Source organism: Streptomyces sp. S063, from assembly GCF_002832675.1.
In the GTDB taxonomy this organism is placed as follows: Bacteria; Actinomycetota; Actinomycetes; order Streptomycetales; family Streptomycetaceae; genus Streptomyces; species Streptomyces sindenensis.
Map to the genome: position 1 here is coordinate 5,071,034 of NZ_CP021707.1, position 15,737 is coordinate 5,086,770.

A 15,737-nucleotide genomic window follows, 5' to 3' on the forward strand; every position below is an offset into this window, starting at 1 on the left:
CGGCCGTCGGCACACTCCGTTCCGCCCGCGCATTCTCCGCCCGGCACTGCTCGCCCCGACCCCCGGAGCCCCTCATGGGACGTTATGTGATCCGGCGGCTGCTGCAGATGATCCCCGTCTTCTTCGGCACCACGCTGTTGATCTTCCTCATGGTGAACGTGATGGGCGACCCCATCGCGGGTCTCTGCGGCGACCGCCAGTGCGACCCGGCCACCGCCGCCCAGCTGCGCTCCGAGTTCGGCCTCGACAAGCCGGTCTGGCAGCAATACCTCACCTACATGGGCAACGTCTTCACCGGAGACTTCGGCACCGCGTTCAACGGGCAGAAGGTCACCGAGCTGATGGCCACCGCCTTCCCCATCACCATCCGGCTCACGATCGTCGCGGTCGTCTTCGAGGTCGTCATCGGCATCAGCCTCGGCGTCGTCACCGGCCTGCGGCGCGGCCGGCCCGTCGACACCACCGTCCTCATCCTGACGCTGATCGTCATCGCCGTCCCCACCTTCGTCACCGGTCTGCTGCTCCAGCTCCTCCTGGGCGTCAAGTGGGGCATCATCAAGCCCTCGGTCTCCGCCGACCCCACCTTCGACGAACTCCTCGTCCCCGGGCTGGTCCTCGCCTCCGTCTCGCTCGCCTACGTCACCCGGCTCACCCGGACCTCGATCGCCGAGAACGCCCGCGCCGACTACGTACGCACCGCCGTCGCCAAGGGGCTGCCCCGCCGCCGCGTCGTCGTACGGCACCTGCTGCGCAACTCGCTCATCCCCGTCGTCACCTTCATCGGCACCGACGTGGGCGCCCTGATGGGCGGGGCCATCGTCACCGAGCGGATCTTCAACATCCACGGCGTCGGCTACCAGCTCTACCAGGGCATCCTGCGGCAGAACTCCCAGACCGTCGTCGGCTTCGTCACGATCCTCGTCCTCGTCTTCCTGGCCGCCAACCTGATCGTCGACCTCCTGTACGCCGTACTCGACCCGAGGATCCGCTATGCCTGAGCCGCAGACCCCGGACGAAGCGATCTCCCAGGCGGGCGCCGGCGGCGCGACGGACCTCGCCATGGAGGAGGGCACCAGCCTGGAGAAGAACCCGGGCGGCCCCGACGGCACCGGACCCGCCGGAAAGCCGCGCAGCCTCTGGTCGGACGCCTGGCGCGACCTGCGGCGCAACCCGGTCTTCATCATCTCCTCGCTGGTCATCCTCTTCCTGGTGATCATCTCGATCTGGCCCTCGCTCATCGCGAGCGGCGACCCCCTCCAGGCCAACCTGGACGATGCCCAGAAGGGCTCCGAGCCCGGCCACCCCTTCGGCTTCGACCCGCAGGGCCGCGACGTCTACACCCGCGTCGTCTACGGCACCCGTACCTCGGTGACCGTCGGCGTCTGCGCCACCCTCGGCGTCGCGATCCTCGGGAGCGTCCTCGGCGGACTCGCGGGCTTCTTCGGCGGCTGGTGGGACGCGATCCTCTCCCGCCTCACCGACGTCTTCTTCGGTATCCCCGTCGTCCTCGGCGGCCTGGTCTTCCTCTCCGTGGTCACCAGCTCCACCGTCTGGCCCGTCGTCGGCTTCATCGTCCTGCTCGGCTGGCCGCAGATCGCCCGCATCGCCCGTGGCTCGGTCATCACCGCCAAACAGAACGACTACGTCCAGGCGGCCCGCGCGCTGGGCGCCTCCAACTCCCGGATGATGCTGCGCCACATCACCCCGAACGCCATCGCGCCGGTCATCGTCGTGGCGACCATCGCGCTCGGCACGTACATCTCGCTGGAGGCGACCCTCTCCTTCCTCGGCGTCGGCCTGAAGGACCCGGCCGTCTCCTGGGGCATCGACATCTCCGCGGCCGCCAACTACATCCGCAACGCCCCGCACATGCTGCTCTGGCCCGCCGGAGCGCTGGCGGTCACCGTGCTCGCGTTCATCATGCTCGGCGACGCGGTGCGCGACGCCCTCGACCCCAAGCTGCGCTGAGGAGCCGGTTGCCATGTTGCTCGAAGTGCGCGATCTGCACGTGGAGTTCCACACCCGCGAAGGCGTCGCCAAAGCCGTCAACGGAGTCAACTACTCGGTGGCCGAGGGCGAGACGCTCGCCGTCCTCGGCGAGTCCGGCTCCGGCAAGTCCGTCACCGCCCAGGCCGTCATGGGCATCCTCGACATGCCGCCCGGGAAGATCGCCGGCGGCGAGATCCTCTTCAAGGACCGGGACCTGCTGAAGCTCAAGCCGGACGAGCGGCGCAAGATCCGCGGCCAGGAGATGGCCATGATCTTCCAGGACGCCCTGTCCTCGCTGAACCCGGTCCTCACCGTCGGCCAGCAGCTCGCCGAGATGTTCGTCGTGCACCGCGGCATGTCCCGCAAGGACGCCAAGGCCAAGGCGGTCGAGCTGATGGACCGGGTCCGCATCCCCGCCGCCAGGGAGCGCGTCAACCAGTATCCGCACCAGTTCTCCGGCGGGATGCGCCAGCGCATCATGATCGCCATGGCGATGGCCCTGGAACCGTCGCTGATCATCGCCGACGAACCGACCACCGCCCTCGACGTCACCGTGCAGGCCCAGGTCATGGACCTCCTCGCCGAACTCCAGCGCGAGCTGAACATGGGCCTCATCCTCATCACCCACGACCTCGGAGTCGTCGCCGACGTCGCCGACAAGATCGCCGTGATGTACGCGGGCCGCATCGTCGAGACCGCCCCCGTCCACGAGATCTACAAGGCCCCGGCCCACCCGTACACCAAGGGCCTCCTCCAGTCGATCCCGCGCCTGGACCAGAAGGGCCGGGAGCTGTACGCGATCAAGGGCCTGCCGCCCAACCTCACGCGCATCCCGCCCGGCTGCGCCTTCAACCCCCGCTGCCCGATGGCGAGGGACGTGTGCCGCACCGATGTGCCGCCGCTCTACGAGGTGGACGAGCAGCGCCGGAGCGCCTGCCACTTCTGGAAGGAGACGCTCGATGCACGCTGACCGCGACGAGAGTGCGGAGACCGGCGGTGGCGCGGCCGGCTCCACGCTGCTCTCCCAGGCCCGCGAGGACGCCGTCACGCCGTACACGGAGGGCGACCCGATCCTCCAGGTCCGCGGTCTGGCCAAGCACTACCCGCTCACCCAGGGCATCCTCTTCAAACGGCAGATCGGCGCGGTCCGGGCCGTCGACGGCGTCGACTTCGACCTGTACGCGGGCGAGACGCTGGGCATCGTGGGGGAGTCGGGCTGCGGCAAGTCGACCGTCGCCAAGATGCTCGTCCACCTGGAACGCCCCACCGCCGGGGCGATCCGCTACAAGGGCGAGGACATCTCCAAGCTCTCCGGCCGGGCGCTGAAGGCGGTGCGCCGCAACATCCAGATGGTGTTCCAGGACCCGTACACCTCGCTGAACCCGCGGATGACGGTCGGCGACATCATCGGGGAGCCGTACGAGATCCACCCCGAGGTCGCGCCGAAGGGAAGCCGCCGGCAGAAGGTACAGGACCTGCTGGACGTGGTCGGGCTCAACCCCGAGTACATCAACCGCTATCCGCACCAGTTCTCCGGCGGCCAGCGCCAGCGCATCGGCATCGCCCGCGGCCTCGCCCTCAACCCGGAGATCATCGTCGCCGACGAACCCGTCTCCGCGCTCGACGTCTCCGTCCAGGCCCAGGTGGTCAACCTGCTGGACCGGCTCCAGGCGGAGTTCAGCCTCAGCTTCGTCTTCATCGCGCACGACCTGTCCATCGTCCGGCACATCTCCGACCGGGTCGGCGTGATGTACCTGGGCCGGATCGTGGAGATCGGCTCCGACGCGGAGATCTACGACCACCCCACCCATCCGTACACCCAGGCGCTGCTGTCCGCCGTCCCCGTCCCCGACCCGGCCGCCCGCGAGCACCGGGAACGGATCATCCTCCACGGCGACGTCCCCTCGCCCGCCAACATCCCCTCCGGCTGCCGCTTCCGCACCCGCTGCTGGAAGGCGCAGGAGCGGTGCGAGCTGGAGGTCCCGCTGCTGGCGGTCCCCGCGGAGTTCCGGCTGGTCGACACCCCGGCCCGGCACGACTCGGCCTGCCACTTCGCGGAGGAGAAGCACGTGGTGCCGACGGAGGAAGAGCTGGAGATCCCGGGGCCCACGGAGGCCCCGGGGCCGGAGGAGCCGAAGGAACAGCCGGGGTCCGGGGAGGACGGGACGTCATGAACCGGCGTCAGGATCGTTAACACGTAAGCAACTTCGCCGTCGCCGCTCCGATATACGGACGCCCCATGCTGAACAGCGTACGGCCGTGCGGGTGCCGTGGTCCGGCCGGAGCGTCGTCCTGGCGCTCCGGCCGGTCGCCCGCCGCCACCGCCCCGCCTCCCGAACGCCCTTGTTCATCCGTTCGGGGCAATGGAGTATCAGCGGGTGACACTTACACGGGGAGCAAGAATCACCGGCGCCGTTCTGTGCGCGGTGCTGGCACTGATGGCGGTCGCCTGGATCGTGCGGGACATACGGGCCGCCGACGGGCCGGTGCCGGTCTGGGAGTACTGGTCGGGCACCGCGAGCCTCCGGGACATGGTGCGGCCCACCACCACCTCCACCAGCCTCGTCCTGCTGCTGGCCTATGCCGCCGCCGCTGTGGCGGCACTCCGCTCGGCCTCCGCCGCCTCGGTCCTGATCGTCACCGGCGTCGTGACCTTCGTCCTGCGGCTGCCCGGCGTCTGGACCGTCGCCGACGCCCCGGCGCCGGAAGAGCTCCGCGACCGGGCGCTGCTCACCACGTACGCCGCGCTGGTGGCCGGGCTCGCCCTGATCGTTGTGGGGGTGGCGGGCCGCCGCCCCGTGCCGCAGGGCGAGGAGCGCCCGGCGGGTCCGGGGCGGGGTGCGGGGGTGGCCGTCTTCCTGCTCCTGGGTCTTCAGGCGGTGATCTTCACCGCCTGGGAGATCCGGCAGCCGTTCGTCTTCCCGTCCGGGTTCTACCCCGAGTGGTTCATCGGCGGGGCGCCCCTGAACACCCCGCTCATCGAGGGGCCGCCCGGCTGGGTCACCGTGGCGATCATCCTGATGTCCCTGGTGGCGGCCCTCGGCGCGGTCGGCGGGGCGGCTCTCGCGCGACCGCTCGGCCTGATCGCGGGCGGGTTCATTCTCGCCTCCGGCGCGCTGGGCCTGGCGCGCGTCATCCACTTCGAGCTGTACGAACGGTTCACCGACCTCGACATCGAGGGGCAGCTCACCCTGGTGAGCCAGATCTGCTCGCTCCTCATCGGGCCCGTCGTGATCGTCCTGCTCGCGCGCAAGGGCGTCGCACGGGCTCCCGCCGCCGGCCCCTGGGGCGGCCCGAACTCGTGGGGCGGTGGCTGGGGTGCCCCACCGCCCGGTCAGCCCGGGCCGCAGGGCTACCAGCCGCCGCAGGCCCCCGGCTTCGGGCCGCCCTCGTCCCCGCCGCCCCGCTGGTGAACCGGGGGCGGACGGGGCCCGGCGGGCGGCTCAGGCGCCGGACATCCCCAGCGACCGCTTGAGGAAGTCCACCTGGAGCAGGAGCAGGTTCTCCGCGACCTGCTCCTGGGGCGTCATGTGCGTCACCCCGCTCAGCGGCAGCACCTCGTGCGGCCGCCCGGCCGCCAGCAGCGCCGAGGACAGCCGCAGGGCGTGCGCGACCACCACGTTGTCGTCGGCGAGCCCGTGCACGATCATCATCGGGCGCACCTCGGAAGCGGGTTCGGACAGCCCGTCGTCGGTGACCAGGGAGTTGGCCGCGTACACCTCCGGCTGTCGGGCCGGGTCCCCGAGGTAGCGCTCGGTGTAGTGGGTGTCGTACAGCCGCCAGTCCGTGACCGGGGCGCCCACCACGGCCGCGTGGAAGACGTCCGGGCGGCGCAGCGCCGCGAGGCCCGCCAGGTAACCGCCGTACGACCAGCCGCGGATCGCCACCCGGGACAGATCCAGGGGGAACCGGCCCGCGAGCCCCTCCAGCGCGTCGATCTGGTCGTCCAGGGTGAGGCCGAAGTCGTCCCGCACCGCCTTCTCCCAGGCCGGCGAGCGGCCCGGCGCACCACGCCCGTCCGCCACGACCACCGCGAAGCCCTGGTCCGCGAACCACTGTGACGTCAGGTGCGGGTTGTGGGCGGCGACCACCCGGCGGCCGTGCGGGCCGCCGTACGGATCCAGCAGCACCGGAAGCGGACCGTCCGACTCCTGGTAGTCCGACGGAAGCAGCACGGCGCACGGAATCCGCCGTGCGCCCCCCTCGGTCAGGGTCACGCGGGCGGTGAGCACCGGCTCCTGGGCGAAGCTCGCGACACGGAACAGCCGCTTGCCGTCCCGCACGACCCACGCGGCGGTGCCGGGCTCCTCGGGAACGGCCGAGACCACCACCGACAGAGCACCCGAGCGGACCGCGGAGTGCACACCCACCCCTTCGGAAATCCGCTCGATTCCCAGCTCGTTGACCCGGTACACATGGATCTGGCCGATCTCCGGCTCCACCGCGTCCTCACCGGCCACCGCCGAGATCAGGATGTCCGACTCCCCGATGTCCAGCACCGCCTGGACGTGCAGTTGCGACCCGGTGAGCGGCCGGTCCCCGACCGCCAGCACCCGCGCGCCGCCCTCGTCGGCGATCCGCACCAACCGCCCGTCCGGCGCCCACGCGGGCACCCCGGGGAAAAGATCCAGCCAGACCGGGTCCTCGTCGACATGGACGAGCCGGGTCGCGCCGGTCTCCGGGTCCACCGCCAGATACCGCTGACTGCGCTGGTCACGGGCCTGCACCAGCAGCAGCGGGGCACCCGCGGACGACCAGTGCACCTGGGCCAGGTACGGGAACGCCTCCCGGTCCCAGACCACTTCGGTGCGGTCCCCCTCCAGGTCCATGACGAAGAGCCGCACCTCCGCGTCGGGCGTCCCGGCCGCCGGGTAGGCGACCTCGGCCGGCTTGCGCTCGGGTGTGCCGGATCGGCGATGTACCACCGCTGTACGGGGCTCTCGTCGGCCCGCGCGACCAGCAGCCGGTCCGACTCGGGCGACCACCAGAAACCCCGGTAGCGGTGCATCTCCTCGGCCGCGATGAACTCGGCCAGACCATAGGTGACCTGGGGGTCCTCCGGCTCGGCCAGCGCCCGGTCGCCCTCGCCCGTCGCGTCCACCACCCGCAGCGCGCCCTTGGCCACGTACGCGATGTGCCGGCCGTCGGGGGACGGGCGGGGGTCGATCACCGGACCCGGCACCGGCAGCGCCCGCGCGGTCCCGGCCCGCAGCTCGGCCACGTACACCTTTCCGGACAGCGCGAACGCGGCCAACTCCGCCGCCGCGTCCACCGCGTAGGAGACGATCCCCGCCGAACCCTCCCGGGTCCGCTCCCGCCGGGCCCGCTCCTGCGCCGACAGCTTCTCCGCCGAACCCCCCAGCAGCACATCGGGGTCGGCCGCGATCCGCTCCTCGCCGGTCGCCGGGTCGAGCACCCAGAGCCGGGTGGTCCGGTCCGTTCCGGACGTGGACCGCAGGAAGATCACACGTGTCTCATCCGGTGAGACGGTGAAGGCGCGAGGTGCGCCGAGAGTGAAGCGCTGGGTCCGGGCGTGCTGACGGGGAAAAGACAGCTTCTGCGAGGTCATGGCTCTGAACCTAGTGCCGAACTCGGCCGCGTGGCACGGTTCGTGCGCCCCTCGTGCTGCTGTGCCCCGATCAATGCGTTGGCACGGAAAGTTATGATCCGTAGCGCTCGGTGGGTAGGAACCCGCTGACAACCTGCTGACACCGTGTACCCCCGTTCCGACCGTCCGAACGTACCGATGGAGGTGAACCGCCGTGGCGCTCTCGATTTCGGCGGTAGTGCTGCTGGCGATCATCGTCTTCCTGCTGATCCGGAAATCCGGACTGAAGGGAGGGCACGCGGTGGTCTGCATGCTGCTCGGGTTCTACATCGCGAGCTCGTCCATCGCGCCGACCATCTCCGATCTGACGACCAACGTGGCGGGAATGATCAGCAGCATCAAGTTCTGACCCGGGCGGGCGCCGGCGACCGGCGACCGGCGGGGGCAGGGGCGCGGGGGCGCGGGGGGCCTCCGGGCTCGTAGGGTGGTCCCCATGAAGGACCTCCCCGCCCGCCGTCTGCTGCTCGTGCACGCGCACCCCGACGACGAGTCGATCAACAACGGCGCCACCATGGCCAGGTATGCGGCCGAGGGTGCCCACGTCACCCTGGTGACGTGCACGCTCGGCGAGGAGGGCGAGGTCATCCCGCCCTCGCTCGCCCGCCTCACCGCGGACCGGGACGACGCGCTGGGCGCCCACCGGATCGGCGAGCTGGCCGCGGCGATGCGGGAGCTCGGCATCACCGACCACCGCTTCCTCGGCGGCGCGGGCCGCTACCGGGACTCCGGGATGATGGGCGCCGAACAGAACGGCCGCCCCGGCTCCTTCTGGTCCACCCCGGTGGACGAGGCGGCCGCCCACCTCGTCGAGGTGATCCGCGAGGTCCGCCCCCAGGTCCTGGTCACCTACGACCCGGACGGCGGCTACGGCCACCCCGACCACATCCAGGCCCACCGCGTCGCGATGCGCGCCGCCGATCTGGCCGCCGACCCGGCGCACGGCTCCGGCGCCCCGCACACCATCGCCAAGATCTACTGGAACCGGGTGGAGCGCGAGGTGCTGGAGGCCGCCTTCGACCGGCTGCGCACCACCGCGCCCGGCGCCTTCCCCGGCATCGCCGCCGTGGCCGACGTCCCGGGCGTGACCGACGCGGAGCAGATCACCGCGGAGATCGACGGATCGGCGTACGCCGGGGCGAAGTCGGCGGCGATGCGCGCCCACGCCACCCAGATCGCGGTGGACGGCCCCTTCTTCGCCCTCTCCAACGATCTCGGCCAGCCCCTGCTGACGACCGAGTGCTACCAACTGGTGCGCGGCGTTCGCGGAGTGGCCGGACCGGAGCGCGAGAGCGACCTGTTCGCCGGTGTCCCGCTCGCGGGCGCCCCGGGCGCCGGGGGAGGCGCGGCATGAGCGACGCCCCCAAGAAGGCCCGCGGCCGCGCGGACTCCTCCCACGCGCCGCGCCGGAACGCACCCCCCAGGGAGCCCGCGCCCATCGGTTTCGCCGCCCGGCCGAACCCGGCCCGGATCGCCGCCCACTTGGGCCTCGCGGTCCTCGGCGCGCTCGTCGCCCTCGCCGGAACCCTCGTCCAAGCGGCCTGGTTCCCCGGTGGGTTGATCATCGCCCTGCTCGGCTCCGCCGGACTCTTCTACGGCGGCCGCATCCTGACCCGCACCCAGATCGGCGCGCTCGCCCCGGCGGGGGGCTGGTTCATCACCGTCTTCCTGCTGCTGAGCGGCCGGCCGGAGGGCGACTACGTCTTCGGCGACGAACTCGGCCTGGTGCTCTTCATGCTCGGCGGCACGGCGGTCGCTGTGATCTGTGCCACCACCTCCAAGGTGCCGCAATCAGCCATCCGCAGCGGCCGGTCCGGTACATGAAGTGCCACGTCCGGGCCGTCGGCGACCCTCACAGGTGTGAGGCACGGGTGGAGGTTTCCCCCGGCCGCGGAGTGTCCGACGGCGGCGGCCAGTATGGTGGTGCGCGCGCCGAGCCGTCCCCTGGCCTGCGGCATGGGGGAAGTACGGGCGGCGGAGCCAATCGGGAGAACCTGCTTTGAGTCGTGAAACTGACAGTTCGTCCTCCGGGCCCCAGGGCCGCGGCGGAGCCGCGTACCCCTCGGGTACGCCGCCGTACGGATCCCGCCAGTATCCGTCGCTCCACCCGTCGCAGGACGGCTCTGACGAGAACCCGGAATCCGTGGATCCGCCCCGGCCCGAGGAACCCAAGACCGAGACGACGCTGACGACGCGCATCCGGATCAACATCCCCGGCTCGCGTCCCATCCCGCCGGTCGTCATGCGTACGCCGATGGCGGAGAGCGACATCTCCGGCGGCGGCCGTTCCGACGCCGAGCGCACGGGCGCGACTCCGCGGCCCGGCACGCCGCCGGCCGCACCGGGCACCGGTGCGAGCGCCGGTGCCGGCACCGGACCCTCGGACCGCTCCGGCGGCCCGGGCTCCGGCTCGAACGGCGGCGCCCCCGCGGACCGGTCCCGGGACGGCGGCCCGGCCGCCGACCCGACGCCCGCGGAGAAGCCGGCCCGGGAGAAGAGCGGCAGCGACTGGTTCGCTCCGCGCAAGGCCCCGACCGCAGGCCCGGCGACGGGCGGCCAGGGCGGTCCGGGTGCGCCCGGTGGTCCCGGCGGCGCGGGTGGTCCGGGCGGCCAGAGCGGCCCCGGTGGCGCGGGTGGTCCGGGTGCAGGCGGTCCCGGCTCCGGCGGTCCCGGCGGTCCCGGCGGTCCCGGTGGTCCCGGTGGTGCGTCCGACGGGGGCGCGGGACCTTCGCGCCCCGACCTGCCGTACTTCTCGGACGCGCCGAAGTCCGGCGGTGGACCGGGCGCGCCCGGCTCCGGCCCCGGCCGCAGTGCGCTCGACAGCTACGGCACCGAGCCTCCCGGCGGAGGCCCGCGCGCCACCCCCGGTCCCGGCATGCGTACGCCCGGTCCGTCCGGCCCCACCACGGGACCGGCCACCGGCGCCTCCTCGCTGACCCCGAACCTCGACGGTGTCCCGGGCCTCGGCGGCCCCGGCCCGATGGTCCCGGGCACCCCCGGCGGCGTACCGCCCCGGATGTCCGACGACACCGCGATCCTCACCCCGCAGGCCCCGGCGCCCGAGCCCGGCCCCGGTGGCCATGTCTCGGGCGACACCCTCACCAGCGGCATCCCCGTGGTGCCCAGCGAGCCGCGCACCCCGTTCCCGGGCGGGCCGGGCACCCCCGGCGCCCCGGTGACGGGCCACGGAGGCCCCGGCGGACCGGGTGGTCCCACGCCGGGGCCCACCGTCCCGCGCCCCGCGTCGCAGACCGCGTCCGCCCCCGCCGCCCCCGCGAAGAAGGGCCGCTCCAAGCTGGTCCTGCTCGGCGTGGCCGCGGTCGTGCTGCTCGGCATCGCGTACGGGGCGGGCCTCCTGCTGAACCACGCCGAGGTCCCCAAGGGCACCACGGTGCTCGGCGTCGACATCGGCGGCGGCACGAAGGAAGAGGCGGTCACCAAGCTCGAAGCCGCCCTCGGTGAGCGGGCCAAGACGCCTCTCACGCTGTCGGTGGACGGCAAGGAGGAGAAGCTCGACCCCGAGAAGGCCGGTCTCACCCTGGACAGCCAGGAGACCGTGCGCGGCGCGGCGGGCAGCGACTACAACCCCGTCTCGGTGATCGGTTCGCTGTTCGGCGGGGAGCGCCCCGCCGACCCGGTGATCCCGGTCGACGAGGAGAAGCTCGGCGTGGCGCTGACCGACCTGGCGGGCGCTTCCGGTTCGGCCAACGACGGCACGATCCGCTTCGAGCCGAACAAGGCCGTTGCGGTGCCGGGCAAGCCGGGCAAGACGCTGGACGCCGGCCAGTCCCTGATCTCGGTCCGGGACGCCTACCGCGCCCAGGTCCAGACCGGGCAGCCCAAGGTGGTCGAACTCCCCGTCACCACCAGCGAACCCACCATCACCCAGGCCGAACTGAACCGGGCGATGAAGGAGTTCGCCGAGCCCGCGATGTCCGACCTGATCACCATCAAGGCCGGTCCCAAGCAGATCCAGTTCGGCCCGGCCCGGTCGCTGCCGCAGATCCTGTCCATGAAGCCGGTGGACGGCCGACTGGTCGACGTCTACGACAAGAAGGCGATCGAGACGCTGCTCGACGGCGTCTTCGACGGCATCATGGCCGTCAAGGCCGACGGAAAGAAGCACCAGGTCGGCCCGGACGACGTGGCCCAGGCGATGAAGACCGCCCTGACCGGGAAGACCCCGGCCGAGCGCACGGTCACCATCAACCTGACCGGCGAGGGCTGAGCCCCCGCCCGTACGCACCGTTGACGGCCCCCGCCCGGATGCCCGGGCGGGGGCCGCTTGGCGTGCGCGAACGCCTCAGGAGATGCCGCTGAATCCACCATCCCGCGAAGTGCGCGGTCCGGGCGCGCCGGGGGCGGCCGCCGGCTTCACCAGCTGATGCCGTGCCCGTCGTGGCGGAGGCGGAGGCGGAGGCGGTGGTCGTGGACAGGCGGACGCGCCGCGTGCGCGGGACCATGGGGCCATGAGTTCCCCCGCCGGCCCGGAGCGCCCGTCCCGCGAAGCCGATCAGATCAAGGTCTGGTTCCGGCTGCCCCCGCGTGAGGACGGGCCGCTGCCGTACGAGACCGAGGGGTTGTGGGCGACCCGGCTCGGCCCGGACACCGCGCGGGTGGACAACGCGCCCTTCCTGCGCGACGGTCTCGCCGAGGGGAGACCGTACGGTTCCGGACGGACGGCGACGGGGTGCACTGGGCCGGCGAGCGGGTGGCGGACTCGGGCAACTGCACCGTACGCGTGCTGCCCGTGCCGGACGGTCCGCTCGGGCGCGACGTACGGGCCGTGCACGAGCGGCTCGCCGGGTTGGGGCTCACGGGCGAGGTCTTCAGCGCCGACTTTCCGTTGGTCGCCCTGACCGTGCCGGGCGGCGCGGATCTGCGCGGAGTGAAGGCGCTGCTCACCCGGGGGCGGGACGAGGGCTGGTGGCACTTCGAGGTCTCGTGCGTCACGGACGCCTGGCGGGCGGCGTAGCGTGGGGGTGCGGGGAGCGCCCGGGTGCGTGGAGACGGCTGGTTACGCCTCCGGCTCGCCGATCGTCCGGATCACCCGGGCCGGATTGCCGACCGCCACCACGTTCGCGGGCAGGTCCCTCGTGACGACCGCCCCCGCGCCGACCACCGTGTTCTCCCCGATGGTGACCCCGGGGCAGACGACGACCCCGCCACCCAGCCACACGTTGTCGCCGATGGTGATCGGCTCGGCGGCCTCCCACTTGGCGCGGCGCTGCTCGGGGTCGATGGGGTGGGTCGGGGTGAGCAGCTGGACGTTCGGGCCCATCTGGACGTCCGCGCCGATCGTGATGCGGGCGACGTCCAGGAGGACCGCGCCGAAGTTGATGAACGTACGCGGGCCGATGGTGGTCCGGTAGCCGTAGTCGACCCGCAGCGGCGGCCGTACCTCCACGCCCTCGCCCACCTTGCCGAGCAGCTCGGCCAGCACCGCGCGCCGGGCCTCGGGGTCGGCGGCCGACGTGGCGTTGTAGCGCTCGCTCAGCACGGCCGCGTGCAGGGCCTCCGCCGCCAGTTCGGGGTCGTCGGCGAGGTACGGCTCGCCCGCGAGCATGGCTTCCTTCTGGCTGCGCCTGGTCTCGTCGCTCATGTCGTCTCTTCCGGTGCGGGGTGTGTGGTGCGGGGCGTACGGGAAGCACGCGGTGATCCGTCCGCTCCGAGCAGTCTGCCCCCGTCGGCGCCCGGCGACGTACGCAGCCCCGGCGCCAGCGCCAGTGTCACCACCACGGAGAGGCCCGCGACCGCCGCCATGCCCGTCGCGGGGGAGGTCAGCTGGGCGATACCGCCCGCCACGGCCGCGCCCGCCCCCTGCATCGCGAGCATCCCCGAGGAGCTGAGCCCGAGCGCCTGGCCGCTCAGCTCGGGCGGGGTGAGGGCCAGCAGCCGTTCCTGGAGCAGCAGGCTCGCGGCGAAGCCCACACTCGCCACGACGACCAGCGCCAGGGCGAGGGGCAGCCCCGGGCGCACCGCGAAGAGGAGGTAGGGCGCGGCGAGCAGCAGTCGCAGCGGAGCCCCCAGCCGCGCCCGCCACCGGGTCGTGACGAACCGTCCGACCAGCGTGTCCCCGGCCAGCATCCCCAGGGCCCCGCCGGCGAAGAGGAGCCCGGCGTGCCCGGGCGCGTACGCCACGTACAGGGACTCGCAGCCGACGACGAGACCGTTGGGGACCCAGAGGGCGAGGAAGACGTACCGGCGCGGCGTGGACGACCAGAGCAGCGCGTTCGTCCGCCAGGTCTCGCGGACCGAGGGGCGGCCGGTCGCCCTGGGAGGCCGGGCGGTCAGCCCGAACCGGGTCACGGCCGCCGCGATGACGTAGAGAGCCGCCCCGATCAGCAGCGTGCCGCGCGCCGAGAACACCGCCACCAGCGCCCCGCCCACCGCGAATCCGCAGATCTGCATCGCGCCGCCCGCCATGTTCAGCACCGAGCGGCCGAGCAGGAACCCCTCACGCGGCACGATCTCGTTGAGCAGCCCGTACCGCACGCCACCACCCGGCGACGCGGCCACGCCCACCACGAGCAGAACGGCGAACGCGACCCCCAACGGCGCAGGCGGCCCCCGCCGACAGCAGGGCGAGGGCGGTCAGCGCGGCGCGCGGCGGCAGCCGGTCCGCCGCCGACAGCAGGGTCAGCGCCCCGGCCACCTGGGCCAGCGAGGGGCCGAACATCGCCAGCGCCGACAGCAGGGGTCCGACACGAGGGTCCGGGGCGAGGCCGGTCGCGGACGGACGGCCGCGAAGAAGGGGGTGAACTCCGGGGTCCGGAACAGTTCGCGGTAGGTGCGCATGGGGGGAGTCTCGGGACGCCGGCACGGGGGCGGTTACTGTTTCGCGCGGACGCGAAAGCCGGGGCGGGGCGTGCGGGGTCTCCTGAACCGGGGCGGCCGGGCCGACCGCGCGGCCCGGCGGACGGGGCCGACAGGGCGGCCTCGTCGACAGGGTCGGGCACGGCCCACGGGGCGGCCTGATGGAGACGGTCGGGCGCGGCCCGCAGGGCTGACGGAGAACGGGCGGTGGTGGGCGTGGGCTGGTGGCAGGTCAGTGCGGACACGCTCGCCGGCAGCCGGTTCGTCGTCTCGCCGCTCGCGGAGGCCGTCGCGAGCCTGCTGCTCCTGGAGCGGGCCACCGCCGCGCACCCGGGGGAGCGTGCCTGGCTGGAGGCCCATCTGCCCGCGTACCGGCGACGGGCGGCCGACGACCCGGTCTCCGCCCTCGTGATCCGCTCCGCCCTCGCGCCCCGCTGGACCGCCGACTTCCTCACCCCCGCCCCGGTACCCGTACCGCCGGGCCAGACCCCGCCCTCCTTCGCCGAGGAGTTGGCGCGGGTCCGGGCCACCCCGCCCGACCGGGCGCGCGCCGATCTGGAGGAGGCGCTGGGCGGGCCGCTGCCCGCCGCGCTGGACCGGGACGACCTGGCCGAGCGTGCCGCCGACGCCCTGGAGTGGGTCTGGACGCACACCGTGCTGCCCGACTGGCCGAGGCGGCGGCGGATCCTGGAGGCCGACGTGATCGCCCGTACCGCCCAGTTGGGACGGGCCGGCTGGGCCGGGGCCCTGAACGGCATGCGGCCCGGCATCCGTTGGCTGGGCGGCAGCCGGTTGCAGATCAACACCTACGACAACCCGCCCCGCGAACTGGACCGCGCCCAGCTCCTGTTCATCCCCGTCACCCCGGACCAGTCCTGGGTCTGCTGGGACATCCCGCACCGGTACGGGCTGGTGTACCCGTGTTCCGGGGTGCTCGCCGAGGCGGGCCGCGTTTCCGCACCCATCGCCCTGGGCGCGCTGATCGGCCCCGCGCGGGCAGCCGTCCTGTTGCTGCTGGCCTCCCCGCTCAGCACGACGCAGCTCGTCGCGCTGACCGGCCAGGGGCTGGGTTCGGTCGGCCGCCATCTGCGGATCCTGTTGGACGCCGGGCTGGTCCGCCGCCGCCGGGCGGGCCGCTCCGTGCTCTATTTCCGTACGGAGGCGGGCGACGCCCTGGTGCACGGCGCGGGCTGAGGGGAGGCGAAAGCGCCCGGTGCGCGCCCCGCACGCCCCCGGCCGGTGCCCTTTCCTGGCGGGGCGACGAGCGGATACGCATCAGTACGTGGTGCGCTCCGCATGGTTGGCGCGCATGTACGAGTCGTGACAA

At 73.0% G+C, this 15,737-nt stretch carries 11 protein-coding genes and 3 pseudogenes; 11 read left to right on the forward strand and 3 right to left on the reverse strand.

Going from position 1 to position 15,737, the window contains the following annotated elements:
- Positions 1-74 precede the first annotated feature (74 nt).
- The 5 genes from CCZ36_RS23595 (at position 75) to CCZ36_RS23615 (ending at position 5,402) form a co-directional block, all read left to right on the forward strand.
- Positions 75-998: an ABC transporter permease gene (locus CCZ36_RS23595; RefSeq protein ID WP_069738344.1), complete on the forward strand. Its 924-nt coding sequence runs from the start codon at positions 75-77 to the stop codon at positions 996-998.
- Positions 991-1,968, forward strand: a complete 978-nt coding sequence (locus tag CCZ36_RS23600; protein ID WP_010063252.1) for an ABC transporter permease — start codon at positions 991-993, stop codon at positions 1,966-1,968. The genes CCZ36_RS23595 and CCZ36_RS23600 overlap by 8 nt, the downstream gene beginning before the upstream one ends.
- Positions 1,969-1,981: 13 nt before the next feature.
- Complete coding sequence (locus CCZ36_RS23605) at positions 1,982-2,959, forward strand: ABC transporter ATP-binding protein (protein ID WP_069738346.1); 978 nt, start codon at positions 1,982-1,984, stop codon at positions 2,957-2,959.
- Positions 2,949-4,163: an ABC transporter ATP-binding protein gene (locus CCZ36_RS23610; protein ID WP_069738347.1), complete on the forward strand. Its 1,215-nt coding sequence runs from the start codon at positions 2,949-2,951 to the stop codon at positions 4,161-4,163. Before CCZ36_RS23605 ends, CCZ36_RS23610 begins: the two co-directional genes overlap by 11 nt.
- Before the next feature lie 204 nt (positions 4,164-4,367).
- Complete coding sequence (locus tag CCZ36_RS23615) at positions 4,368-5,402, forward strand: hypothetical protein (RefSeq protein ID WP_335755818.1); 1,035 nt, start codon at positions 4,368-4,370, stop codon at positions 5,400-5,402.
- Positions 5,403-5,432: 30 nt separating this feature from the next.
- On the opposite strand, the pseudogene CCZ36_RS23620 reads toward CCZ36_RS23615, so the two are convergent.
- Positions 5,433-7,558, reverse strand: a pseudogene (locus CCZ36_RS23620) (alpha/beta fold hydrolase).
- Between the two features lie 193 nt (positions 7,559-7,751).
- Here CCZ36_RS23620 and CCZ36_RS23625 point away from each other — a divergent pair.
- From CCZ36_RS23625 to CCZ36_RS23650, 5 genes and pseudogenes are all read left to right on the forward strand, one after another.
- A complete protein-coding gene (locus CCZ36_RS23625; protein WP_010063247.1) occupies positions 7,752-7,946 on the forward strand; it encodes a hypothetical protein in 195 nt (64 codons plus the stop codon).
- An 84-nt stretch (positions 7,947-8,030) separates the two neighbouring features.
- The gene (gene mshB / locus CCZ36_RS23630; RefSeq protein ID WP_128818509.1) at positions 8,031-8,948 is read left to right on the forward strand and encodes an N-acetyl-1-D-myo-inositol-2-amino-2-deoxy-alpha-D-glucopyranoside deacetylase; all 918 of its coding nucleotides are present in this window, start codon (positions 8,031-8,033) and stop codon (positions 8,946-8,948) included.
- Complete coding sequence (locus CCZ36_RS23635; RefSeq protein ID WP_069738351.1) at positions 8,945-9,418, forward strand: DUF6113 family protein; 474 nt, start codon at positions 8,945-8,947, stop codon at positions 9,416-9,418. The genes mshB and CCZ36_RS23635 overlap by 4 nt, the downstream gene beginning before the upstream one ends.
- A 175-nt stretch (positions 9,419-9,593) precedes the next feature.
- A complete protein-coding gene (locus tag CCZ36_RS23645) occupies positions 9,594-11,822 on the forward strand; it encodes a hypothetical protein (protein ID WP_206515765.1) in 2,229 nt (742 codons plus the stop codon).
- A gap of 241 nt (positions 11,823-12,063) precedes the next feature.
- A pseudogene (locus tag CCZ36_RS23650) lies at positions 12,064-12,569 on the forward strand (DUF4265 domain-containing protein).
- 42 nt (positions 12,570-12,611) lie between these two features.
- Here CCZ36_RS23650 and CCZ36_RS23655 read toward each other — a convergent pair.
- A complete protein-coding gene (locus tag CCZ36_RS23655) occupies positions 12,612-13,196 on the reverse strand; it encodes a sugar O-acetyltransferase (protein WP_069740220.1) in 585 nt (194 codons plus the stop codon).
- Positions 13,193-14,392 (reverse strand): annotated as a pseudogene (locus CCZ36_RS23660) (MFS transporter). Before CCZ36_RS23660 ends, CCZ36_RS23655 begins: the two are co-directional and overlap by 4 nt.
- Before the next feature lie 234 nt (positions 14,393-14,626).
- Here CCZ36_RS23660 and CCZ36_RS23665 point away from each other — a divergent pair.
- Positions 14,627-15,604, forward strand: a complete 978-nt coding sequence (locus tag CCZ36_RS23665) for a helix-turn-helix domain-containing protein (protein WP_128819711.1) — start codon at positions 14,627-14,629, stop codon at positions 15,602-15,604.
- The last annotated feature ends 133 nt before the right edge of the window (positions 15,605-15,737 follow it).

Excerpts from the sequence above, each read along its gene's own strand:
- CCZ36_RS23595 (WP_069738344.1), top strand. The coding sequence starts at position 75 with ATGGGACGTTATGTGATCCGGCGGCTGCTGCAGATGATCCCCGTCTTC.
- CCZ36_RS23600 (WP_010063252.1), top strand. The coding sequence starts at position 991 with ATGCCTGAGCCGCAGACCCCGGACGAAGCGATCTCCCAGGCGGGCGCC.
- CCZ36_RS23605 (WP_069738346.1), top strand. The coding sequence starts at position 1,982 with ATGTTGCTCGAAGTGCGCGATCTGCACGTGGAGTTCCACACCCGCGAA.
- CCZ36_RS23610 (WP_069738347.1), top strand. The coding sequence starts at position 2,949 with ATGCACGCTGACCGCGACGAGAGTGCGGAGACCGGCGGTGGCGCGGCC.
- mshB (WP_128818509.1), top strand. The coding sequence starts at position 8,031 with ATGAAGGACCTCCCCGCCCGCCGTCTGCTGCTCGTGCACGCGCACCCC.
- CCZ36_RS23635 (WP_069738351.1), top strand. The coding sequence starts at position 8,945 with ATGAGCGACGCCCCCAAGAAGGCCCGCGGCCGCGCGGACTCCTCCCAC.
- CCZ36_RS23655 (WP_069740220.1), bottom strand. The coding sequence starts at position 13,196 with ATGAGCGACGAGACCAGGCGCAGCCAGAAGGAAGCCATGCTCGCGGGC.